Genomic DNA, 24,691 nt, shown 5'->3' on the forward strand with positions numbered 1-24,691 from the left:
AAAAAATGGAAACTAATTTAAGCTAGAGATCCCCTAATGCATATGTATGAAATTTTTAAATAGTTAAAAGCAAGACCAGTAGTTACCAAGATGAACTTATTAACCTGCTTTATTTAAGACATCGTAGTCTGGAGTTTCAGGCAATTTATAAGCTGTTTTATCTCTCATCATAGCAAAAATAATATCAACTAAGCGACGTTGTAAGCAGACTAAAGCAGATTTGCCAGATTTACCTTCGGCTAATTTTTTTTGGTAGTAGTTATAAGCAACTGGATTTTTGGGTTTACCATTTCTAGTAGTACTGATTTGTTGTAAGGCCAGCATATAAAAGGCATTGTTAAGATTACGACAACCATACTTTTTACGAGATGTGTGGCTTGATTTACCTGAACTGTGTTCAGTCGGTGCTAAGCCTGAATATCTAGCTAACTGATTGGCTGAATTAAAGCGGCTAATATTACCGATTTCAGCAATGAATTGAGCCGCCAGGTTATAGCTAATGCCAGGCATGGTAGTAAGTTGATAAGGACTGTTATCAACCGCTTCTTGAAGCTCAGTCTTAATCTTTTCTAGTTGTTGGTTAATTAGCCGAAGTTGTTCAATTAGCATAACAATAAGTTTATTTCTAGCTCTTACAGAAACATCTTGTTCTTGGTCTTTATCAACTAACGAAAGGATTTTACTAGCTTTATCATTGGATATGTTTTTGGTCTGTTTTTTAAGGAATTTTTGTAATCTTTTTTCACCGTAATGCTTAAGTTTATTGGGATGAGGGAACTTTTTCCAAAAAGCTAAAGCAGTCTTTACCTTAAAAGGGTTGCTAAAAAACTTCTCATAGTTAGGATATTGTTGATGAATTAAGTTATGTAATTGATTTTTAATCTGAGTTCGTTGCTTAACTAGCCCACGAAGATGATTATTTAATTGCTTAATAGCTTTATGATTACCGTCTTCATGAATGGTGGGTAACTTATCCCATTGAGCTAGTAATACGTTGGCGATGGCTTCGCCATCAACTTGATCAGACTTATCAGGATTAGGACTATGTTGTCTTTCTCGTTTAGTTAAAGCAGGATTAACTTCTTTAACTTGATAATCCCTTTTAATTAACCATTGAGCTAAAGAGCGGCCTAATCCCTGGGTGTCTTCTAGACCAAAAACTAAAGTTTCCTGATTAGGAGTAAGAGTTTCAAGTTCTTTAATAAGTTCGTCAAAATTACTAGGGTTATTATGTGTTTCAACTACGCCAAGTTTTTGATGAAAGCAATTGATGACCACAGCAGTATGTTGATTCTTATGAGTGTCAACACCAACGAAGAGATAGTCTTGATAATTCATGAAAATCAACTCCTTTAAAGATTATTTATTAATAATCATCAGGCGAGTCCTGTTGTAGAAGCGTTGGTTCGCAGCGTCCTATCTATCGTCTCTGATGATTAAAAGGAGTGGGAGCCAGTCTTAATAAAAGCGTTACTTCAAAATCAATTGAAGCCGCAAGGAGGGATAAAGACTAACCCACTCCCTATTGATTGACTTTTTCAAAAATTAAAAAGCGAGTTGGAGTCCTCAATGGTACGAGCGTTACTCCTTGAAAAAGGAGTCGCAGAGGTACTCCACCTCGCTTCAGGGTAATTATAACAAAATTTTAGACAAATGTTAAGGTGGAGTACAATTATTTAACTTATTAGTAAGATTTCTTACTAATAAAATATCACAACAGGAGGGATTCTGATGAAAGCTAAGAATCAAAATATAGGACTTAAAAGTTTCTTAGATAAATTAGAAAAGTATAAAGAGGATAATATAATTTTTTTAGAAATTTTAAATACTACTGAACAGTATTTAGGTGAATACTTTAGGGAAGATAAACTGCAGGCCGAAACTTTCTTCGCCGGATTAAATATTATCAATTCATGTAAACAAGAATTAAAAGAAATAGAAAGCACCTATATCAATCGACTACTCATTACGAAAGAACAGAATCAAGCTTTAAAAGATGCAATTAAAAGCTTAATTAATAAATTACATGACAGTACTAAACAAGATTGGGCTAGTCACGATATATACAATAGATTTAAAGAATATGTAGATTTTACACAAAAATTCTATTTAGATGATAATTATAACTTAAATAATTAAAAATTGCTTAAGACTATGATTAAATTTGTACTCTACAATGACATAACTATCGGATAATTACCAATATATTGGGGAATATAATATTAGAAAAAACAACTTAATTAGGAGGTCATACTATATGTCTTTAATCCCTCACGAGCCATTTAGACATCTTGAGAATATTAGGCGTGAATTTGACCGTTTCTTTACAAATGAAAGACCTGGTGTTAAAGCACGTTTTGGACAAAATTTTGGTAATCCAGATATTGATATCTATGAAAAAGAAGGTGAAATTATAGCTAGATGTGACATCCCAGGCCTTGAAGAGAAGGAAGATGTTAATATTGAAGTTGACAATAACCTTCTAATAATTAGTGGTGCTGTAAATAAAACTAATGAAATTGAAGAAGAACATCTGCATAGGCAAGAACGCTTTTACGGACGTTTTCAGCGTTCTATAAATTTACCAACTCCAGTTTCACCAGAAGGTGTAGAAGCATCATATAAGAACGGTGTTCTAGAAATTCACATGCCTAAATTACAATCTGATACTAGAAAAAGAATTGATGTTGATTTTCATTAGGTTAATATTTATTAACCTGCCCCTTTTTAAGGGGCTTTTTTATTAGCAAACACTTTTAAAACTAATACTGTAATATCACTAACATCAATAAAACACAAAGTAAAAAAATAATATCATTAGAGAATATTTTAAAAACAATATAGAATTACAAGCAAAAAACTTGATAGATTTATTATGCATTCTAATTTCCATTTCATTATTCTAGATTATTATTATTTATAACTTTAAAATCATTTCATCCGATTCCTCAAATTTTAACTTCTCATAAATATCTCCATCTTCTTTTGAAGAAAACAATCTTATTGTTTATGGTAATATAGAAATGTACACCCTAAAATGGAAAAAGTCCTTGCCAACATCCCGAAAAAAGTATAAGCTCTAAGTATACAATCAAATACACAAAGAGATCATAAAAAGATGCTAGAAATGACTCAAATTAATTATATCAGAAGTACGACTGATTTAAAAGACGAAAGTTACAATAAAATCGCTAGTGTTTAGGAATTGACCGGAGAACTGTTAGAAAGTATGCTGAAATGGAGGATTTATCTCCAAAAATAACGACTCACAAAAGAAAAGCATCAGTAATAAATCCTGTAAAACCAATTATTATGGAATACAGTCTTAGGAGATAATAAATTAACAACAACCATGGTAGACCGTTTAATCCATCATGCTCAAATATTAGTTTTTAAAGATCAAGGTCATAGATTAAAGCATTCTGTACTTAAAAAAGAAGTTGGAATCAAATAACTAAACTAGGATTTGGGATGTTAGCGAGTTGTACAATTTTTAATTAGTAAACACACTAAAATCTCAGTAATAAAAATTATTTTCTAAATTCTTTCAATTTTTCTTCATAAATTCTGGAACCAATCTGATATTTAGTTGACTTTAAACTATTTAAATGACTAATAAAATCATTATCTATAACTTCATTTAAGACATTATCATTATAAAAAAGCCCAATAGCCTTAACCATATACTTAATGTCATCATAGTTCTCTCTATTATACCATTCAAGTGTAATAGAAAAATGATCTTCTAATGTTTTTTCAACATCCACACCTGTTGATTCTAAAGAATATGTTCTGCGTTCTGGATTTGCACAATAATCTTTACCCTGTTTAAAATTACATCTACTATTACATCCCATACAAAACCCATTATTTAAAAATACTATATTCTCATGACTATCTCTTATTTTATAACCAAGATTAGTTAATAAGTTAGACAAAATTACATCTTGAAATCTATAATGAATATAATAATTATTATTATCTTTTACCTTTTGTGATTTAAATTTAGATTCTAATTTTGCATAGATAATAATTGACTCCTGCATTTCATTAATAACATCTTTGAAGTTGGGTGCTAAAGGGGGACAACCTCCTCCTTTATTAAAATTACCACAAGAACGACATAGACTTGTTATTCTTTTATAGTCAAATATAATATCCTGTGATTTCAAGAACTTATAACCAATTTCAATTGGATAGCTTTTACCTTGCCCTGTTGTATATAAATAGTTCATTAGTCTACTACCTTAACCTCCCTGTTGAAAAATTTGTGACATTAAAGTTCCAAATAAAGCAATTATAATTCCCACAAGAATTGAACCATACATTTTTAATTTCGATTCCAAATTATCAATCCGGTCATTATTCTTAGATAATGAAACACTAGAACCTTGTATCATAGATATAAATTCTATAGGTATATTTTTATATCCTTTTCGCTTAGAAAATATTTCATCCTTATCTTTATCATTAAGAATTTCTCTTAGTCCATCAGGCATCCAAGAGCCTTCATCTTTTACATCATTATCTAGTTGTTTTAAATTATCTGTTAATGTTAAGAAAAAAATCATAAAAACTGGTTTGCCCTGCTGCATAATTATATCGTCTGGTCCTGCATTATATACTGAAAAAATTAGTTTCCCTTTATAACCAGGATCCACATGAAATCCTGAAATATTAACTAATCCCATTTTCTTATATTTAAATCTTACAGATATAAAACCCATTAAGTCAGAAGGAAGGTTAATTATTTCTTCGGTTTCTAATAAAGCAAAATCTCCCGGTTCAATTGTTAAGTATTCCTCTTTTTTTAACATAATAGGTTTTTTAGAACCAGTTATATACGCCTCCTTTCCCAAATTTAAATCAATCTGCCACCCCTTAAAATTATCACTTTTTATCCCTTTGTAACAATTTGGATTACAAGTCTCCTGTTTATATTTTTTATCTTTCCCATCACAATATCCCCATTCTTCACAAGTAATTAAAGGAGCTTCTTTACCTTCACCAATTATTCTTTTAATAAATGTTTTCCCCGATATAACTCCTGATTCTTTATTATTCATTTAAACCACCTCTACTTATTAATATAATAAATATGAGTCAATTGTGGCAAGATCCAAACACTTGTAGCAAACATAATTAATAATATTCCAATTATAATCACTATCAATAATACTGTTCTTACATAAAAAGTAGTCAATTCATAATTAACTCTAATATCATCATCATCATTTTCTTCTTTTCTTGCAAAAAAAACCAAGATAATTGCAAATAACACTAGCAATAACATACTAAAAAGTAGGCCTTCCGTTGTAGTAATATTAAATCACTCCTTTATACATTATTTACTTAAATTAAATATATTTACATTACATATCAAAAAAAGGAACCAGTTTTCTGGTTCCCGATTAGAGATTAGATAAAATTTGACAGCCTGGTTCAGGCCCAGTAGCGATATCATTATATGTCAGCCATCTTTGCCCAGGACATCCTGCTTGACAAAGATCTAATTTGTGGCAATTATTACAATTATTTATTTGTTTAAGGTCTAAGTCTCTAAGGGCATTTAATTGTTTATCATTCCACCAAATATGATATAAAGTTTGCTCTTTTATGTTACTAACATTCGGATCTGATTTAAATGCCTCACAAGGATGAACATCACCATTAGGACTTATTAATATCTTATTTTCTCCTGCAGAACAACTACTGGCCTCATTGAGAAAAAGACATTTATATGGTGCCCCTTTTCGAATTCTATTTATGCCACTTGTTTTTTCTACCTTCTTAATACTTTCTTTCATTTTAATCTCTTGCTGTCTAGTCATTCGAAGTCCATCATTGTCAGAATATCTTCCATGGGGTACAAGCCTCAGCAAAGAAATTTCATTTATTCCCATGCCTTCGAGTAGTTTGAGCATTGCAGGAATTCTCTTATAATTGATACTCATCGGTACAGTATGAACTTCCGTTTCTAAGTTAAATGATAATGCACTTTTTATTGATTGCAAAGTAATATTAAAACTACCATTTACGTCAGTAATTCTATCGTGAATATCTGCACTATCAGAAAACAAACTAAAAATAATTTTATCTGCATATTCTTTAATCATTTTTATTTGATCATTATCTAAAGGCTGTTTATTATTCATTACCCCTGAACTATATATACAAGTCTCATATTGAAGTTCATTAGCAGTAATTAAAATTTCTTCTATTTGAGGATGAAGTAGTGGCTCTCCTCCTGATAACGAAAGATATTCAGCGTTAAATTCCTTAGCGGTATGCAATATTCTTTTAATAGTATTTAAATCCAAAAATGTGCTTTTGAATGGGGTCGCTTCAGTAGAGCAGTGTTTGCAAATCAAATTACACCTGTCCGTAAGTTCTATGCCAATAGATTTAATTTGATTATACACTCTTCTCACCCCCAATATAATTTGCAGCCTCACCTTATACTTTTTATATAACATATATATATTAAATTTAATATATATATGTTATATATTTATTATAATTCATGATAAATTAAAATATTCCTTCAAAAAACTAAGCTTTTATGATGATAATTTCATCAAATACTATTATATGCGCTTATAATTGTGGATTTTGTAAAAATATTTTCAATAAGAAACTGCAACTAACCTCTCAATTAGCCACGGGTAAAATTAAAATCTTACATTATATTTAGCTGAATAATTATCATTCTTGAATTCTATCTCATTAACAATACCTTTTTAATTCTTCAGATTTCTATTATATTCTTGATATGTAGGAGGGGTAACCTCTGTCAAATCTTTACCAACATGAGGACGAAAAATCAAATTTAAGCCTACCCTACCTATTGTCCAATCAGAATCATTTTTATTAGGCGACAACATGTGATATCGTCTAAGTATTTTATATTGTTCTTCTCCATACTCAGCACTCGTATATACTCCTTCAATACGAATGAAATGAGAAGTATTTTGTTCTCCACATAAATTTTCTAGATGAATTCTAAATGGGTATCGGTACACATGTGGTTCTGAACTAACTTCTAAATTTAAATTTAATTTTGCAAACCAATAATTATCAAATTCTTCTTCAGTCAAATCCCCAAATTTAGAAATCGCAGTAATACTAGAATAAGAAGCATATTGTTTTCTTTTTTGATCTTCTATTATCATATATGCAGTACCCCTAGTAGCTAATTCTCCAGTATTCCAAACTTTTAATACTAAATGATTATTTTCATCAAGTTCAATTTTCATATCTATTCTTGGTCGATTTTCTCTATGAACCCATCTTATTTCTTTATATGCTATTACAGCCAACCATATAGTCCCAATTGCAATTCCTAAATTAATTGGTAAGCTAAGTGCTGACTCCCAATTCAAATTCAATTTATAGTGCATTAATATAGGAGAAAATATAAGTATAATGCCCAAAAACCATAATATGACTAATTTCTTTTTAAGTGTTTTCAGCATGTGAAAGTCTCCTTAATATGTAATCATCAACGTATTATACTTAATTATCCTATTCTACTTCAATAATCTAAATCCTTTATTCTAAACAAACAAAAAATACCCGTTATAGAATAAATAATCAAAAATCAAAAAGACAGCACTCATAAAAGTGCTGTAATCCCTATCATGTCAAGGTTTATTAATGGCGGGAATGTGTAGGAATCGAACCTACCGCGGACAGATCAAGTCTGGCCCGCCAGCGGATTTGAAGTCCGTGGTGCCCACCAGGGGCACAGCCATTCCCTCTATTAATTATTAAATTGCATCAATAATTATATCCTCTTTATTTAAATTTGTCAAGAGAAAAAGATTGGAACTACAGTTAATCAATTAAGATACGTTTGTCCTCTACTCTTTTAGTTATTCCTTGTTGGTCAAAGTAATTCAACAAAGGCAATGTATACTTTCTACTGCTATTCAAACAATTTCTATAATCTCCAATCGTCACTTCATCTCTCTCTTCGAATAATCCCCGCAATCTTCTTTCTGCTTCATCCAAAGTCTCATAATAGAAATAGATTTCAGAATCTACCCGCTTCAAGATTCCTTCCCTAACTAATAAATTAAATATTTCCTCAATTAATCTATCTTCTTTAGCCAGATCATCCTTCAAACTCTTTAAAGTAGGCGGAGTAAACGGCTCTGCTTTAAATTTATCTATTATATCTTCTTTAACTTCTACTTCGACTGAGCTTAACTTAATCTGATGCTCTTCTAGCCTTATCTCAGCACCTTCAATTTCAATTAAGTTTTCATTAACTAGATCAGTTAAGAATTGGTCATACTCTTGTTTATCTAACTCAACCTTTAACTGACTTCTTATCTCTTCTTTTGAACAACCCCAACGTAGATGATACTGCTTATGATAGTCTCTAAGAAGATCGCTGACCTGCTTTCGAAGCGTTAAATAAACATCCTTATGCAAATAAGCAACATTTTGTGCTTTATTAAACTTAATTGCTTGCTCATTAGTTACTAACTCTTCACACTTACTCTCGATTACTTCTTTTATTAATCCACTACCTGGTAATAAATCAACTGGTTTAACTGATTGCCAACTCTCTTTTAAAGCCAATTCTATTCTCTGTAAAGTGCTACCATTCTCTTCTATACTTAATTTTTCTAATACTGTCTTATCAAAACGTTTATGTCGCTTAGGGTTAGCTGCTAATACACGTCCTCCTCCAATAGTAATCATTGGTGAATAATGCCTAATTACAAAAGGTTGATTATGATAAGCAACTATTGGTTCCTCTAATCTTAATTGTACATAAGCACTTTCTCCTGGTTCAATAAATTCCTTATCTAAAATACTAATCCTGCCAAAAACTTCTTTAGCACCAATATGAATTCGTAATCGGTCGTTATACTCTAAACTTAATGGTGCTGTTGCTAATAAATCTAATTTAACATCCACTAATGTTGTTGGAGCTAAAGAGTCAGGTGTAGCTAAGATATCTCCTCGATTAATTTCATCAACTGTTACTCCGTTTAAATTTACTCCAGTCCTCTGCCCAGCGACCGCTTCTGGTGCAGATTGATTATGAACCTGTATATTCTTAACTTCAACTTCTTTCTCCTGTGGATAAATAACTGCTTCAGCCTCAGTCACTAACTTCCCTGCCATCAATGTACCAGTAATCACAGTACCAAACCCAGCCACTGAAAAACTACGGTCAATAGGTAGATAAAGATTATCATTCTGCTCCTTAGTTGCTATTCCTTCTGTCATATTCTCTAAACTTGTTATTAATTTATTAATACCATCTCCTGTTACACCAGAAACCGATATTAGTGGTGCTTCTGCTAAGAAAGTATCTTCTAAATTCTCTCTAATATCCTCTTTAACTAGCTCTAACCACTCTTCTTCTACCAAATCAACTTTAGTAATCGCTACAATACCTTCTTTGACCCCTAATAATTCCAGAATATTAAGGTGTTCTTTTGTTTGAGGCATAACTCCTTCGTCAGCAGCGATTACCAAAAGGGCCAAATCGACCCCACCAGCGCCAGCCAACATATTCTTAACAAACTTCTCATGTCCTGGTACATCTATAATTCCTAACTCTACGCCATTACTTAACTCTAAAGAAGCGAAGCCCAAGTCAATAGAGATACCCCGCTCTTGTTCTTCATTCAGTCTATCAGTATTAGCTCCTGTTAACTTCTGAATAAGAGTCGTCTTTCCGTGGTCAATATGACCTGCTGTTCCTAAAATTAAATGTTTCATTAGTCTTCCTCCTCTAACAAAACCTTAAAATGAGAGACTATAAACGAAATTTCCTCTTCTTTAATAGTCCTAGGATCAATAATAACTTTTTCTGATTGAATCCTTGTGAATAAAGGAGGGTTTAGACCTCTTAGTCTACTACTTATTCTCTCTGCAGTTAAATTAGTAATCGAAATTTCAACTAAAAAGGTAGCTAAAGCCTCCGTAGGAAAGGCCCCACCTCCTACCTGTGAATACCCTTCTTTAACATCCACTTCCAAATCATCACCTAACTCTTCTAAATTGGCTGCTAATCTATCTGCTCTATCCTTTAGTACTTTCGAATCTAACGTTAACAATCGCAGAGTAGGTATCTTCTCTATGGCTGCCTCAAAGTCTAAGTAAAGCCGCAAGGTCTCTTCTAAGGCTGCTAATGTAAACTTATCAACCCGTAAAGCTCTAGTTAAAGGGTTCCTCTTCATCTGTTGAATATATTCTTTCTTTCCGATAATAATTCCGGCTTGTGGTCCCCCTAATAATTTATCACCACTAAATGTAACTACATCAACACCGGTTTCTATACTCTCTTGAACCGTTGGTTCTGAGCTGAAACCATACTTGCTAAAATCGATTAAAGTGCCGCTTCCTAAATCATCTAAAACCGGCAATCCATTATCATGGCCTAACTCAACTAAATCTTGCAGAAGCACTTCTTTGGAAAAACCAACAATTCGATAATTACTAGTATGTGCTCTTAAGAGCAAGCCAGTCTCATCAGTCATCGCCGCTTCATAATCACGAAGGTGAGTCTTATTAGTAGCACCTACCTCTACTAAATCTGCGCCACTCTGTTCCATGACTTCTGGAATTCTAAATGAACCTCCAATCTCTACTAACTGTCCTCGAGAGATAATTACTTCTTTACCTTGTGCTAACGTGTTTAGTGCTAATAAGACTGCGCCAGCATTATTATTGACTACTAAACAATCTTCAGCACCAGTTAAATAGACCAATAAATCAGTCACATGCTCATATCTTGAACCTCGTTCACCACTTTCAATATCCATTTCTAAAGTTGAGTAATTCTCAGCAACTTCAACTAAACGCTTCTGTGCTGATTCAGCTAATAATGAACGTCCTAAATTAGTATGTAATACGACCCCTGTTCCATTAATAACTCGTTTAAGATTAGATTGTAGCCAAACTTTAAGCTTTCTATCTACTAATTCAACTACTCTATTTAAAGAAACCTCAAAATCAACTGGAAGTTCTTTATTATCTAAAATTCTCTCTCTTAATTTCTGGTTAACATCCCTTATTGCATCTACAACTAATCTTCTAGAATAATCATCTAATATTTTTTTAATAGACTCCTCATTCAAAACTCTATCCACAGCAGGAATCTGTCGTAAGTACTTCTCCATACTTCCACCTCTAATTTTCTATATTTTAAACTTAATATATTTTCCACTACTTCCTTGACTAATATTCTTGATTAAAATTAATTTTCCTGCTATACCTATATATTAACAGATAAAAAAATGTTGTGACCAATCTCGGCCACAACATTTCAGTAAAATCTTTAAACTTTTATATCTTAAACTGTTCCACCATTTTAGTCAATTCATTTGCTTCCTCAGCTAAGTTACTTGCTGTCTGCTTTATCTCTACCGACATATCTGCTATATTCTCGGTAGAAGTAACAACTTCGTCAGCCCCAGAAGCCATCTGTTCTGTAGCTGCACTTGTATCCTGAATCTGACCAATAGTTTCATTAATTTCTTCATTAATCTCTTCAAAAGCTTCTCCAGCCTGCTGAATAATTTCTTCACCAACTGCTACTTCCTCCGCACCTTTTTCTATAGATTTAATAGCCTCATGAGATTCGTTCTGTGTCTCTCTAATTAAATCTGCTATATTATCAGTAGCCTTAGCAGTTTCTTCAGCTAAGTTTTGGATTTCTTCTGCTACTACTGCAAAACCACGACCGTGTTCTCCAGCTCTAGCAGCTTCTATAGCAGCATTTAAAGCTAATAAATTAGTCTGCTCAGCTATATCAGTTATTAATTGAATAATCTCACCAATCTCTTGTGATTTTTCACCTAGATTACGCATCACATTCGAAGTGCCTTCTACGGTTTTTCGAACAGCACTAATCTCTTCAATTGCCTTTTCTACTGCTTCTTCTCCAACACCAACTGTACTAGCCATCCCTTCAGCAGAACCTGATACTACCTGAGCATTAGAAGCTATCTCTTGAACACTAGCAGATAATTGAGTTATACTAGCAGTAGTTGATTCAATATATTGATTCGACTGAGTAGTAGTTGCTGATAACTCTTCACTAGAACTAGTTACTACCTGGGCTGCATCTTTAACACTTTTAATCATTTCTGCCTGTTTAGTAACCATATTGTTAAAAGAGGTACCTAAAATCCCTAATTCATCATCACGATCAGCACAACCGACTCTGGATGTTAAATCTCCGCCTTCTGTCTTTCTCAAAGCATCAACCATCTGGTGGATTGGGTTAGTAATATTATTCGTTACAAAGACTGCCCCAGTCCCCATCAATGCCATAGCTATAATACAAGTAATAATCATCGTCCAAGCAACATTCGTACTAAAACGTGTCATATTATCAATTCGATCAGCAACGAATATATACCATCCTGATTTAGGATTATACTCGTAAGTAGCAAACATATTTTTACCATCAACTTGATACTCTATCTTTCCGGATTCAGTACCTCGAATCTTCTCTGTAAAATCTAAATTATCTTTTGCTACTTCACTTATTTCTCCTACTAATAATTCCCCTGATTTATCTATTATAAAAATAGACCCTGTATTTTTACTAAAATATTCTTCTTCACTCTTATTTACCTTTTGTTGTAATTTCATATTCGAATCAGGACTAGAAAGGTTAATAGTATTAACCTCATCAACAAGTTCAGACGCAATAATCTCTAACTTCTCAGTCGATAATGCTTTAAAACTATTATTGGCTGACTTATATGTAAAAACACCTAATAACACCAGCCCAATTAATCCTAATATTCCTGAAAAAATTAGCGTCTTTAATAACAAACGACTCTTAAATGACCTTTCAATATCAAGATCAAACATCTCCTTATCAATTAATCTCATAAAAATTCCCTCCTAATCCCCTTTTAGGTATGTGATCTTTATCACTTACATAAATTAATACTTTACTATTGCCTTATTTCTATAAATTGGTTCACTTCTCCTGCAATTAATCTAAAGTTTCGTCATAATTGCAAAAATAATAAGTTTTTATTTGATTATTTAATATTATATCATATAAAACTTAGTAATTAATATGATATTTACCATATTAAAGATAAAAAAAGCTCTCTTTAAAGAGAGCTTTTTTTATCTTTAATTCTCCAATTATGAGTGTAAATATTCAATCTTCTACCTCGAGCAAAACCGATCAAAGTGATTCCTAATTCATCAGCCAACTCAATAGTTAAAGAAGTTGGAGCCGCTCGTGAAATAAGAATCGGCAACCCTAATTTGGCTACTTTAAGCAAAATCTCCGAAGATACCCGTCCACTAGTAACTATAAGTTTATTAGTTAAATCTAAATCTTTCATAATTGTCTCGCCTACAATCTTATCAACAGCATTATGACGGCCAATATCTTCATTAAAGATTATAATTTCTCCAGGAGTACAAAGGGCTGAACTATGTGAACCACCGGTTTCCTTAAACAATCCAGCCCTCTTTTGTAATTCCCTAACTAATTCTAAAGCCACATCTACCTCTAAATCTAATTCCGTCTCAATTCTGTTACATTGAAGTGAATCAACTACGTTGTAAAAAGTAGTTCCTTTACCGCAGCCTGAAGTAATCGTCCTCTTTCCATATAACTCCTTCACTAATGAAGATGTCTTACCGGTAGTGTCTACTCTAACAACTCCCTCATCTTGATCGACTTCAACTTTTGCAATATCAGAACGCTTAGAAATTAAACCTTCTGATTTTAAAAAGCCTAAAGCTAGATAATCTAGTTTATTAGGAGTACAGAGTAAGGTTACTATCTCTTCATCATCTAAAATAATTGTTAAAGGAAATTCAGCAACTACTTTATCATTTACCTCTTTAATTTCTCCTCTATTTGCTCGTAATACTGTAACTTCTTCTAATCTTTTCACTATAGTCACCTCAATTGCATACCTTCACTAATTATTCTTAACTAACTTTTTCTATATTAATTGCACAGACCTTATACTCAGGAATCTTAGCTACTGGATCTAACGCTGGATTAGTCAGTACATTAGCAGCAGATTCAGCAAAGTGGAAGGACATAAAGACTAATCCTTCTGGTACTCGTTCACTGATGGTCACTTTAGATTCTACTGTACCACGACGTGAACTTACTTTTACCTTATCTCCTTCGCCAACCCCTAGCTTTTCAGCATCAGCTATATTCATTTCCATTAACTCTTCTGGATAATGAGCATCTAACGCCTCAGCATTACGACTCATCGTACCAGTATGGAAATGGAATAGACGTCTACCAGTAGTTAATACATACGGGTAATCTTTATCTGGTTCTTCTTGTGGTGGCATATACTCTGCTGGATTAAACTGTCCCAATCCTCTAGCGAATTCACCCTCATGTAAGTACATAGTTCCTGAATGATCATAGTCTAAGCATGGCCACTGTAAGCCATCTTCTTCTATTCTATCATATCTAATTCCACCATAAATAGGGCTTACGCTTGCGATTTCATCTGTAATCTCACTTGGATGATTATAATCCCAATCATATCCCATCCTATTGGCTAATTCAGTAAAGATTTCCCAATCAGCCTTAGTCTCACCTACTGGATCAATTGCTTTTCTTACTCTCTGAACCTTTCTTTCTGAATTAGTAAATGTTCCATCTTTTTCAGCAAAACTAGCAGCCGGAAGAATTACATCTGCATACTCAGCAGTCTCACTCATAAAGATATCCTGAACTACTACAAACTCTGCATCTTCTAAAGCTTCTCTAATATGATTCGAGTCAGGGTCACTTAGAACAGGATTTTCTCCCATGACATATAATGCTTTGACCTTATCTTCTTCGATAGCATCAAAGATTTCAGTAACAGTATATCCTACTTCATCCGATAACTCTACACCCCAAGCTTCTTCAAACTTCTTATTAATTTCTGGATCATCTACAGCCTGATAACCAGGATATACATTAGGTAAAGCTCCTAAGTCACAAGCCCCCTGTACGTTATTCTGTCCACGTAATGGATTAACTCCAGTACTCTCCTTACCTACATTCCCTGTTAGCATGGCTAAACAGGCTATTGATAATACATTATCGGTTCCAGAAGTATGTTGCGTAATGCCCATAGCGTAAAGAATGCTAGCCCTTTCAGCTTCGCCATACATATGAGCAGCCTTAACGATATCCTCAGCCGGAACAGTCGTAATTTCTGATACATATTCTGGAGTATACTTCTCAACTATATCTTCTACAGCAGAGAAGTTTTCAGTTCTATTTTCAATATACTCTTCATCTAATAAGCCATCTCTAATAATTACATGCATCAACCCGTTTAATAACGCTACATCAGTACCTGGTTTATGCTGTAACCAAAGGTCGGCATACTTCACTAAATCTATCTTTCTTGGGTCAGCTACTACTAATTTACCGCCATTCTTTTGTGCCTTCTTAACTCGCAAGGCAATTACAGGATGAGCCTCGGTAGTATTAGACCCAGTTACAAATATTGTATCCGCATTTTCAATCTCGTTAATAGAATTTGTCATTGCTCCACTACCAAAACTTTTGGCCAGACCGGCCACAGTAGAGGAGTGGCACAAACGAGCACAATGATCTACAGTATTAGTGCCCATCACCGCCCGCATAAATTTCTGCATTAGATAATTCTCTTCATTAGTACACTTAGCCGAACTCAAGCCAGCAGCAGCTTCTCCACCATACTCTTCTTTAATCTTGCCAAATCTTTTAGCTACTGTATCAAAGGCTTCGTCCCAACTTACTTCTTTGAATTCACCATCTACCTTCATTAATGGTTTAGTTAATCTATCTTCATTAGTTACAAAATCCAGTCCAAACTTTCCTTTAACACATGTTTGACCACGGTTAACATTATCTCGATTAGTAGTTACTTTAACTATTTCATTATCTTTTACGTTTAACTCCAATTGACAACCAACACCACAATAAGGACAAGTAGTTTCGACCTTATCTAGCTCCCAATTTCTTGCCTTACCCATTGCATCCTTTTCCATCAAAGCTCCAGTTGGACAAGCATTGAGACACATACCACAGAATTGACAGTTTACTTCTTCCAATGGTCTATCGAAGGCAGTAGTAACAGTCGTTTCAAACCCTCTATCTTCAAAACCAATAGCCGCTTCTCTTTGTACTTGGTCACAAATATTCACACATTTTCTACATAGAATACACTTTTCATTATCTCGAATAAAGAATGGATTATCAGAAACTATTCCTTCATACTTTCTCATTCTACCTTTAAACCTACTATCTTCAAGGTCATATTTATAAGCATAATCTTGCAAGTTACAAGCCCCCGCTTTATCACAAGTTAAACATTCTTGTTCGTGGTTAGCAAGTAATAATTCTAGTAACAATTTTCGCATTCTAACTACTTTTTCTGATTCAGTATTTACTACTAAATCTTCACTAACTTCCGTAGTACAAGCCGTTACTAATTGTCCAGAATCCTCAACTTCCACCACACACATCCTACAAGCACCTTCTGGCTTTAACTCTGGATCATAACATAAGTTAGGAATTTCAATTCCATTCTCTTGAGCAACTTGTAAAATTGTTTGCCCACCTGCTGCTTCTAACTCTTGTCCATTAATCTTAACAATTACGCTCACGCTGTCTCACTCCTTTCATACTCTTCTTCATCATCTACAACTAAAGCCTGACAAGTATCAGTAGCACAAACCTTAGCCGTAATATGTGCTAAATATTCATCTTTAAAATGATCTAACGTACTATAAATTGAAGTCGGCGCTGCTTGACCTAAACCACAAAGTGCTGTATTAGACATAACATCAGCTAAATCTTGTAGCTTATCTAAGTCTTCTAAAACGCCTTCTCCTTTCGATATCCTATCTAATATCTCATATATTCTAGTGTTCCCTTCACGACATGGTAAACACTTACCACAGGATTCATGCTCAAAGAAATGCATGAAGCATTTTGCAATATCAACAATACAATGAGTATCATCCATAACTAATAAGGCTCCTGAGCCTAATGCAGTTCCTACTTCTGCTAAAGCATCATAGTCCATAGGTGTGTCTAATAAATCTTTTGGAATACATCCTCCAGAAGTTCCTCCAGTTTGAGCCATCTTAAACTCTCTACCGTTAACAATTCCACCACCAAAGCCTTCAACAATCTCCCTTAAAGTAGTACCCATCGGCACTTCAATTAGACCTTCATTCTCTACATCACCACTAAGAGTAAAGACTTTTGTACCTGTACAACTTTCAGTTCCAATCTCACTATACCACTTAGCACCTTTTTCAAGAATAACCGGAATATTAGCCAGTGTCTCCACATTATTAATTAAAGTCGGCTTGCCCCACAGACCTTCACTCGGTGGGTAAGGAGGCTTAACCTGCGGTTCTCCTCTTTCTCCTTCAATAGATTGAAGTAAAGCAGTCTCTTCACCACAAACATAAGCTCCTGCTCCTTCTCTAATCTTAATTTTAAAATCAAAACCAGAATCAAAGATATTTTCACCTAATAAACCTAACTCTTCTGCTTGCTCAATAGCAGTTTCTAATCTATTAACAGCTAACTGGTATTCACCTCTAATATAGATATAACCGGTATTAGCTCCAACAGCATAACCAGCAATCGCCATCGCTTCTAATAAACTATGTGGATCACCTTCCATAATCAATCTATCCTTAGAAGTGCCTGGTTCTCCTTCATCAGCGTTAGCAACTACATACTTCTCATCAGCATCGGCTTGATTAGTAAACTTCCACTTCAATCCGGTTGGAAAACCAGCACCACCTCGTCCTCTAAGCCCAGATTCTTCTACCATCTCAATTACTTCTTCTTGGGTTAATTCAGTTAATGCCTTTCCTAACGACTGATATCCATCCTGAGCAATATACTCTTTAATATTCTCCGGGTTAATAATACCGCAATTTCTCAATACAACCCTCATTTCACCAGGAAAGACATCCTCCTGTTGATATGGGGCAATCACCTCAGCATCATCCCCAATTTCATACAATAATCTATTAACGCGACGTCCCTTTAATAAGTGTTCTTCAACAATCTCAGAAACATCCTCTACCTGTACATTTCCATAATAGACCCCTTCTGGATAGATAACCATTAATGGACCTGCTTCACAAGGGCCTAAACAACCTGTATCAACAACTTTAATTTCATTATCTAAATTAAACTTCTTTAACTCTTTAACTAAAGTACGTTCTACCTCTTTAGCACCTTTCTCTACACATTCTTGGTCTGTACAAACTAAAATATGACTTCTATAGAAAGCCATTATATCCCTCCTTTCTGCTTAATACTTTTTTAAAACAGTCTCTAATTTATTGGCGGTTAAATTTCCATAAACTCTATCATTAATCATAATTGCTGGTGCAACTCCACAAACACCTAAACAACTTGTCAATTCTAAACTAAATTTATTATCTTCTGTTGTTTCACCAATATCAATACCTAACCTTTCTTTAACTTCCGTTAAAACATTCGTAGATCCTTTAACATGACACGGAGCACTTTCACAAACCCTGATTATATTCTCACCTTTTTCCTCAGTATCTAACAAGGTATAAAAAGTTGCTACACCATAAACCTTGCTTAAAGGTAGATCTAAGTATTTAGCTACTAACTCTAATACCTCTTCACTTAAATAACCTAATTTAGCTTGTACCTTATGCAAGACAGAAATTAAAGGGGTTGTCTCGGATTCAAAATTTTCTGTAATTTCTTTTATGCTCGCTTCCAACATTTCCACCTCCTAACTTATTTATTATTAATTGACCATTCGCTTACAACTTGATTATTAACTATATGCTGCGCTACAACTTTGCGTGCTGATTCTGCATTTAAATTGCCATAAAGAACAACTGGTTGTTCAGCAGCTTTTACTTTGACTAAGGGTTCTTGCTGACAAAGACCTATACAGCCTGTATAAGTAACAGTCACATCATCTAATCCACGTGCCTCTAGTTCATCTAAAATAGCATCTGAAACATCTCTAGCCCCAGCAGCAATACCACAAGTACCCATTGCAATAGTAATCTTTACATTACTTTCCGCTGCTTCTGCTTCTTTAGACCTTATCTCTTCACGGAGCTTATTTAACTCCTCTAAAGACTTCATTAAGTTACACCTCCTCTTTTACTCAAAATTAGATTCCTCCATTAAATAATTATGCCTTGAATATATTTAGTTATGCAAGATAGAGTTAAAAACCAATTCAAATCCTCTCTAATTATGATTGTATTTTTTAATCACAATTGTATTTTCTCAATTATTATTATATATATAATTTTCTGAATTTATTTGTAGTTTTTAGTCTGAATTTGAATATAAAGGCAAACATAAATAAAATAATATACCAAGATTCACTTGGTATATTATTTTATTTAGCTATTTTTCTAAAAATTCCTCTTTTATTGAATAAATAAATGAGTTTCAATCATTATACTGCATTCATTGTAAAATTAGATTAAATCTATTTTCTTGATAAATGATAGGCTAAACTAATCAAACCTATTGACAGATCCTCATTCCTTAATTCAATTTCATGAGGCACTTTAATATGAGTAGGCGCAAAGTTCCAAATAGCCTTTACTCCGGCTTCAATTAATTCGTCAGCAATCCCTTGTGCATATTCAGCTGGCGCAGCAATAATTCCCATCTCTGCTCCGCTTTCTTTAACTACTTCAGTTAGATTCTCTACATTACTAATCTCTACATCACCAAATTCTTCCCCAATCTTTTTAGAGTCGGCATCTAATACATAATTAATATTTAAACCTAACTTTCTAAAACCACCGTAATTAACTAAAGCATGCCCTAAATGTCCAGCACCAACTAAGACTATTTCCCAATCCTGATTAAGTCCTAAAATCTTTCTAAGGTGTTTTAATAAGACTGGTACTTCATAGCCAACGCCTCGCCGACCAAATTCACCATAATAAGATAAATCTTTTCTTACTTGAGTAGATGGAATGCCAATTCGTTCACCTAGTTCTTTAGAAGAAATTACTTCTACATTCTTCTTATCTAATTTTTGCAAAGAACGATAATAAATAGGTAATCTTTCAATTGTTGTTGAAGGTGTTATTGCATCTTTCAATTCTTTTCCCCCTTTCGTTTATTATATTTCTCACTAGCCCTAAATAGATAGAAAATTCAAATTACACATTTTCTATATATCAATAAAATCCTTGTCATGGCAATTCCTATTATATATATTACTACAAATATTTAAAAAATCCTTTTTTTCACAAATAAATTTATTCTTTAAGTCCTATTTTACTATTTATAAATCACTTCTACAATACTAAACTTTATCTTTACATATACTATAATGTATATTATGATATTAATGAATGATAATTATCATTTAGGGAGGTTTATCAAATGTTAAAACCAGATTACATAGACCCTATTGCTTTCGAAATTGGTCCAATTTCTGTCCACTGGTATGGTATAATTATGGCTTCAGCTATCTTTTTAGGATTAATTATTGCCTTAAGAGAGAGCGAGCACAAAAATTTAGATCCTGATCTCTTTCTAGACCTTATTATATTTGCTATTCCCATAGCCATTATCAGCGCTAGAGCTTATTATGTCATCTTCCAATGGGATTATTATAGTCAGAATTTAAAAGATATAATCGCTGTATGGGAAGGTGGTCTAGCAATCCATGGCGCTCTAATTGGTGCCACCTTAACTACAATCATCTTCACTAAAGTTAAACAGATTAACTTTTGGAAGATCACAGATATAGCTGCTCCTAGCCTGATTTTAGGTCAAGCTATTGGACGATGGGGTAACTTTATCAACCAAGAAGCTTATGGCTACAAGACTGACTTGCCATGGGCAATGTATATTGACGGTGCTTATCGCCACCCTACTTTTTTATATGAATCTATCTGGGATTTTTCAGTCTTTATATTCTTAATTTGGTTAAGAAAGCAGAAGTTTATTAAAAATGGTGAAGTCTTCTTAAGCTATATAATTGCCTATTCTTTTGGGCGTTTCTTCGTTGAAGCCTTTAGGACTGATAGCCTAATGTTAGGCCCCTTAAGAATGGCACAAGTGATTAGTATTGTATTAATCATTGCCGCTGGTAGTTTAATTTATTGGCGAAGAAAGCAGTATTAAAATAACATCTTTAGAAATATATAAAAAGCTGACTAGTCTAAATTTAGACTAGCCAGCTTTTTATACTTAATCTTTTATATAAAGATAGATTTACATAATTTAAGGTAATTAAAAATGGTGGCAAGACCCGGATTTGAACCGGGGACACGAGGATTTTCAATCCTCTGCTCTACCAACTGAGCTATCTCGCCACATTCATTAATTATTTATTAGTTTTTAATGGCGGGGATGACGGGATTTGAACCCGCGACCTCCGGCGTGACAGGCCGGTGTTGTGGACCAGCTCTACTACATCCCCGAAATTCAACTATTATAAAATGGTGGGCGAAACAGGACTTGAACCTGTGACCCCCTGCTTGTAAGGCAGGTGCTCTCCCAACTGAGCTATTCGCCCACATCATTCATCACTTACAGTTATATATAATACTATAATTATTTAAGTTTGTCAATAGTTTTTAGAGTTTTTATTTACCCTAATATATGGAAAATAAAAAGGCCACCGTTGCTAATAAAAGGCGACCTTTTTAAGTTAAGCTACTTTTTAAGTTAAGCTATATTTTTATTTAAGCTCTTATTGCGGTCGAGGGAACTTATCAAAAAGTTTTTCTGTAATAGAACCTGGCTTCCCTTCTCCTATCATTCTATTATCCACCTTAACTATCGGTATAATCTCCACTGAAGTCACCGTGGCAAATACCTCATCGGCTGTATAAAGATCATATCGAGTCAAGTTATCTTCTTGTACCTCAAAGTTTAAATCTCTGGCTAAGTCGATTACCGTCTGCCTAGTTACTCCTGCCAATAAACCGGCTGAAGTAGGAGGAGTTCTTAGATAGCCGTCTTTAACCATAAAGATATTACTCACTGTACCCTCAGTTATAAACCCTTGTTGATTTAACATAATTCCATCATCAGCATTTGACATCTTAGCTTCAGCTTTAGCCAGAATATTATTTAGAAAATTACATGACTTTATTCTTGGACTTACTGTCTCACTATGATTCCTTCGAGTTGGAACAGTAATTACTTCCCAACCTTCAGAATGTAGTTTAGGGTCAGGGGGAGTTAGTGGTTTAGTAATAATCATTAAAGTAGGATTATTAGCTCCCATAGGACTAATCCCTACTTCTGATTCTCCTCGCGAAATACTTAACCTAATATATGCGCTGTCTTTCTGTAAATCGTTTGCTACTAAAGTTCTATTAATTTCATTCTTTAATTCTTCTTTTGACCAAGGTATCTCTAACAAAATCGCTTTAGCAGAAGCAAATAGTCTTTCTAAATGCTCACTTAATTTGAAGATTTTATCTCCATAGGAACGCATCGTCTCAAAGATACCATCACCATATAAATATCCCCGGTCTAATGGAGAGATTCTCGCCTCTTCCACTGAAGAGATTTCACCATTGATATTAACCAGCATAATCGATCATACTTTGGTCTAATTTTGGAAGTTCTAAAAAGTTCGCTAATAAATCATGCCCCGCTTTTGTTAAGATTGATTCTGGATGGAACTGCAAGCCTACAATATCATACTCTTTATGTTTGATTCCCATAATCTCACCAGCTTCAGTTTCAGCAGTAATCTCGAAACAATCTGGGATGGTCTCACGTTTAATAATTAAAGAATGATACCTTGTAGCAATAAATGGTGACTCAATCTCTTCAAATATCCCTTCACCATTATGATAAACCTCCGAAGTCTTCCCATGCATTAAATTTTCAGCTCTAATAATATCACCGCCAAATACATGACCAATGCATTGATGACCTAAACATATTCCCAAGATAGGAACTTTACCTTTGAAGTGTTTGACCACATCATTCGATATTCCTGCTTCTAAAGGCGTGCACGGACCAGGAGAGATAATTATCTTCTCTGGAGCTAACTCTTCTATTTCTTCAATTGTAATCTTATCATTACGATGAACAACCATATCTGCACCCAACTGACCACAATACTGAACTAAATTATAAGTAAACGAATCATAATTATCTATCATCAGAATCATTAAAATCACCTTCTTCTACAATAGTAATCGTCTTTAATAGTGCTTCTGCTTTCTTTAACGATTCTTCATACTCATTCTCCGGGATAGAATCATCAACTATTCCCGCTCCTGCTTGTACATATGCTCTACCATTCTTAATAACCATCGTTCTAATTACTATATTTAACTCCATCTCTTCACCAAAACCTAAGAAGCCAATAGCTCCAGTATAAGGACCTCGTCTAACCGGCTCTAACTCCTCAATAATCTCCATAGTTCTAACTTTTGGTGCCCCAGTAATAGTTCCTCCCGGAAAGACTCCTCTTAAAATATCAAAGCGGTCTTTATCTTGATGCAACTTTCCCTTTACATTAGAGACTATATGAATAACATGTGAGTATTCCTCAATTACCATCAATTCATCAACTTCTACTGTTCCATAATCAGCAACTCGTCCTAAATCATTTCGTTCTAGATCGACTAGCATAATGTGCTCTGCTCTCTCTTTAGGATGATTAATTAATTCATCAGCTAACGCCTGGGTCTCTTCTGGGGTTTTCCCTCGTGGCCTAGTTCCAGCAATCGGCCTTGTTTCAACTTCCCCATTGAATGACCGAACTAATAGTTCTGGCGAAGAACTAACGATTTGTAATTCACCAAAATTCAAATATGCCATATATGGCGAAGGATTTAACTTTCGTAAGACTTTATAGATAGTAAATGGCTCTTCAGTAACCGGTGCATCAACTCGAACTGATAAGTTAACCTGAAATATATCCCCAGCTTTAATATACTCTTTAGCCTGTCTTACTGCATCCGCAAAACCATCACGTGTAAAACTAGCGTTATAGTCTAAGTCATCTTCATTAAACGTCAAATCCTTGAACTCTCTGATCTCATCTTGATATTCATTCTCTTCAATCTGCTTAATAATTAAGTCTATACTTTCTATAGCCCTTGTATATAGCTTTTCTACATCTTCTTGACCATCACCTAACATTAAATTAGAAACTACTATTAGTTCCTCAGCAAAATGATCAAATACAATTACTGTATCAGTAAATACAAAAAAGATTTCAGGGATTTCCAGGTCATCATCTGCATCGACCGGTAGTTCTTCAAAAAATCTTCCTACATCATAACTATAGTAACCTATTCCTCCACCATGAAATTTAGGTAAACCATCTATCTTAACAGGATTATACTTATCTACAATCTCTTTTAATACTTCTAACGGCTTTTCATCATTAAATTCTAAAGTCTCATCTTCCTTCTTTATTCTAACTTCATTCCCCTTACTCCTGAAAGTCATAAATGGTTGATAGCCTAAGAAAGAATATCTGGCAATATTTTCTGGACCTTTACCACTTTCTAATAAGAAAAAATCATCATCATCTCCATCTAATTTTTCAATAACTGAGATCGGTGTCTCATCACCTAGTGATACTTTACGATAAACCGGAATTATATTTCCTTTCGCTTTCAATACCTCAACTTCTTTTTTAGTTGGAAAGTGCAAGGATTTACCACCCTTTCTTGTTTTTTAAATTTTCTAACA

The 24,691-nt window shown here is 33.9% G+C and carries 21 protein-coding genes, 4 tRNA genes and 1 pseudogene; 4 read left to right on the forward strand and 22 right to left on the reverse strand.

Annotated features, from left to right (window positions below; all coding sequences use genetic code 11):
- Positions 1-99: 99 nt before the first annotated feature.
- Positions 100-1,338, reverse strand: coding sequence for an IS110 family RNA-guided transposase (locus tag BM077_RS06130; RefSeq protein WP_089748655.1), 1,239 nt, complete (start codon positions 1,336-1,338; stop codon positions 100-102).
- A 393-nt stretch (positions 1,339-1,731) separates the two neighbouring features.
- Between BM077_RS06130 and BM077_RS06135 the strand changes: the two genes are divergently transcribed.
- From BM077_RS06135 to BM077_RS14205, 3 genes and pseudogenes are all read left to right on the forward strand, one after another.
- Complete coding sequence (locus BM077_RS06135; RefSeq protein WP_089748939.1) at positions 1,732-2,139, forward strand: hypothetical protein; 408 nt, start codon at positions 1,732-1,734, stop codon at positions 2,137-2,139.
- Positions 2,140-2,257: 118 nt separating this feature from the next.
- On the forward strand, positions 2,258-2,701 hold the full coding sequence (locus BM077_RS06140) for an Hsp20/alpha crystallin family protein (protein WP_089748937.1): 444 nt from the start codon (positions 2,258-2,260) through the stop codon (positions 2,699-2,701).
- Between the two features lie 624 nt (positions 2,702-3,325).
- Positions 3,326-3,454 (forward strand): annotated as a pseudogene (locus BM077_RS14205) (ATP-binding protein); the annotation flags it as partial.
- Between the two features lie 76 nt (positions 3,455-3,530).
- On the opposite strand, the gene BM077_RS06145 reads toward BM077_RS14205, so the two are convergent.
- From BM077_RS06145 to BM077_RS06215, 15 genes are all read right to left on the reverse strand, one after another.
- Positions 3,531-4,235: a DUF2284 domain-containing protein gene (locus BM077_RS06145; protein WP_089748935.1), complete on the reverse strand. Its 705-nt coding sequence runs from the start codon at positions 4,233-4,235 to the stop codon at positions 3,531-3,533.
- A 12-nt stretch (positions 4,236-4,247) separates the two neighbouring features.
- A complete protein-coding gene (locus BM077_RS06150) occupies positions 4,248-5,066 on the reverse strand; it encodes a dCTP deaminase domain-containing protein (protein WP_089748933.1) in 819 nt (272 codons plus the stop codon).
- An 11-nt stretch (positions 5,067-5,077) separates the two neighbouring features.
- A complete protein-coding gene (locus BM077_RS06155; protein WP_089748930.1) occupies positions 5,078-5,293 on the reverse strand; it encodes a hypothetical protein in 216 nt (71 codons plus the stop codon).
- A gap of 118 nt (positions 5,294-5,411) precedes the next feature.
- Positions 5,412-6,422 (reverse strand): radical SAM/SPASM domain-containing protein, encoded by a 1,011-nt coding sequence (locus BM077_RS06160; protein ID WP_176941657.1) that lies wholly within the window; start codon positions 6,420-6,422, stop codon positions 5,412-5,414.
- 318 nt (positions 6,423-6,740) lie between these two features.
- On the reverse strand, positions 6,741-7,475 hold the full coding sequence (locus BM077_RS06165) for a hypothetical protein (RefSeq protein ID WP_089748926.1): 735 nt from the start codon (positions 7,473-7,475) through the stop codon (positions 6,741-6,743).
- A gap of 182 nt (positions 7,476-7,657) precedes the next feature.
- Positions 7,658-7,758, reverse strand: a tRNA-Sec gene (locus BM077_RS06170).
- A 78-nt stretch (positions 7,759-7,836) separates the two neighbouring features.
- Positions 7,837-9,744 (reverse strand): selenocysteine-specific translation elongation factor, encoded by a 1,908-nt coding sequence (selB, locus tag BM077_RS06175; protein WP_089748924.1) that lies wholly within the window; start codon positions 9,742-9,744, stop codon positions 7,837-7,839.
- On the reverse strand, positions 9,744-11,147 hold the full coding sequence (gene selA / locus BM077_RS06180; RefSeq protein WP_176941656.1) for an L-seryl-tRNA(Sec) selenium transferase: 1,404 nt from the start codon (positions 11,145-11,147) through the stop codon (positions 9,744-9,746). Before selA ends, selB begins: the two co-directional genes overlap by 1 nt.
- 166 nt (positions 11,148-11,313) lie before the next feature.
- Positions 11,314-12,873, reverse strand: a complete 1,560-nt coding sequence (locus BM077_RS06185; RefSeq protein WP_089748920.1) for a methyl-accepting chemotaxis protein — start codon at positions 12,871-12,873, stop codon at positions 11,314-11,316.
- A gap of 230 nt (positions 12,874-13,103) precedes the next feature.
- Positions 13,104-13,904, reverse strand: a complete 801-nt coding sequence (fdhD, locus tag BM077_RS06190) for a formate dehydrogenase accessory sulfurtransferase FdhD (protein WP_089748918.1) — start codon at positions 13,902-13,904, stop codon at positions 13,104-13,106.
- Between the two features lie 37 nt (positions 13,905-13,941).
- Complete coding sequence (fdhF, locus tag BM077_RS06195; RefSeq protein WP_089748916.1) at positions 13,942-16,626, reverse strand: formate dehydrogenase subunit alpha; 2,685 nt, start codon at positions 16,624-16,626, stop codon at positions 13,942-13,944.
- Positions 16,623-18,284, reverse strand: a complete 1,662-nt coding sequence (gene nuoF, locus BM077_RS06200; protein WP_089748914.1) for an NADH-quinone oxidoreductase subunit NuoF — start codon at positions 18,282-18,284, stop codon at positions 16,623-16,625. The genes fdhF and nuoF overlap by 4 nt, the downstream gene beginning before the upstream one ends.
- 18 nt (positions 18,285-18,302) lie before the next feature.
- Positions 18,303-18,749: an NADH-quinone oxidoreductase subunit NuoE gene (nuoE, locus tag BM077_RS06205; protein ID WP_255361584.1), complete on the reverse strand. Its 447-nt coding sequence runs from the start codon at positions 18,747-18,749 to the stop codon at positions 18,303-18,305.
- A gap of 17 nt (positions 18,750-18,766) precedes the next feature.
- On the reverse strand, positions 18,767-19,126 hold the full coding sequence (locus BM077_RS06210) for a (2Fe-2S) ferredoxin domain-containing protein (RefSeq protein ID WP_089748912.1): 360 nt from the start codon (positions 19,124-19,126) through the stop codon (positions 18,767-18,769).
- 355 nt (positions 19,127-19,481) lie between these two features.
- The gene (locus tag BM077_RS06215) at positions 19,482-20,108 is read right to left on the reverse strand and encodes a redox-sensing transcriptional repressor Rex (protein ID WP_089748911.1); all 627 of its coding nucleotides are present in this window, start codon (positions 20,106-20,108) and stop codon (positions 19,482-19,484) included.
- A 287-nt stretch (positions 20,109-20,395) separates the two neighbouring features.
- Here BM077_RS06215 and lgt point away from each other — a divergent pair, with 287 nt between their 5' ends.
- Positions 20,396-21,142, forward strand: a complete 747-nt coding sequence (gene lgt / locus BM077_RS06220) for a prolipoprotein diacylglyceryl transferase (RefSeq protein WP_089748910.1) — start codon at positions 20,396-20,398, stop codon at positions 21,140-21,142.
- A 115-nt stretch (positions 21,143-21,257) separates the two neighbouring features.
- Here lgt and BM077_RS06225 read toward each other — a convergent pair.
- The 6 genes from BM077_RS06225 to trpE all read right to left on the reverse strand — a co-directional run bounded on the left by BM077_RS06225 (position 21,258) and on the right by trpE (position 24,652).
- A tRNA-Phe gene (locus tag BM077_RS06225) sits at positions 21,258-21,333 on the reverse strand.
- 29 nt (positions 21,334-21,362) lie between these two features.
- Positions 21,363-21,440 (reverse strand) — tRNA-Asp (locus tag BM077_RS06230).
- Positions 21,441-21,460: 20 nt separating this feature from the next.
- Positions 21,461-21,536, reverse strand: a tRNA-Val gene (locus BM077_RS06235).
- A gap of 177 nt (positions 21,537-21,713) precedes the next feature.
- Complete coding sequence (gene ilvE, locus BM077_RS06240; RefSeq protein WP_089748909.1) at positions 21,714-22,565, reverse strand: branched-chain-amino-acid transaminase; 852 nt, start codon at positions 22,563-22,565, stop codon at positions 21,714-21,716.
- Positions 22,555-23,154 (reverse strand): anthranilate synthase component II, encoded by a 600-nt coding sequence (locus BM077_RS06245; protein ID WP_089748908.1) that lies wholly within the window; start codon positions 23,152-23,154, stop codon positions 22,555-22,557. Before BM077_RS06245 ends, ilvE begins: the two co-directional genes overlap by 11 nt.
- Positions 23,135-24,652: an anthranilate synthase component I gene (gene trpE, locus BM077_RS06250; protein WP_090003486.1), complete on the reverse strand. Its 1,518-nt coding sequence runs from the start codon at positions 24,650-24,652 to the stop codon at positions 23,135-23,137. The genes BM077_RS06245 and trpE overlap by 20 nt, the downstream gene beginning before the upstream one ends.
- Positions 24,653-24,691: the final 39 nt, after the last annotated feature.

The sequence above is a fragment of the Candidatus Frackibacter sp. WG13 genome (assembly GCF_900114655.1).
Classification (GTDB): Bacteria; Bacillota; Halanaerobiia; order Halobacteroidales; family Acetohalobiaceae; genus Frackibacter.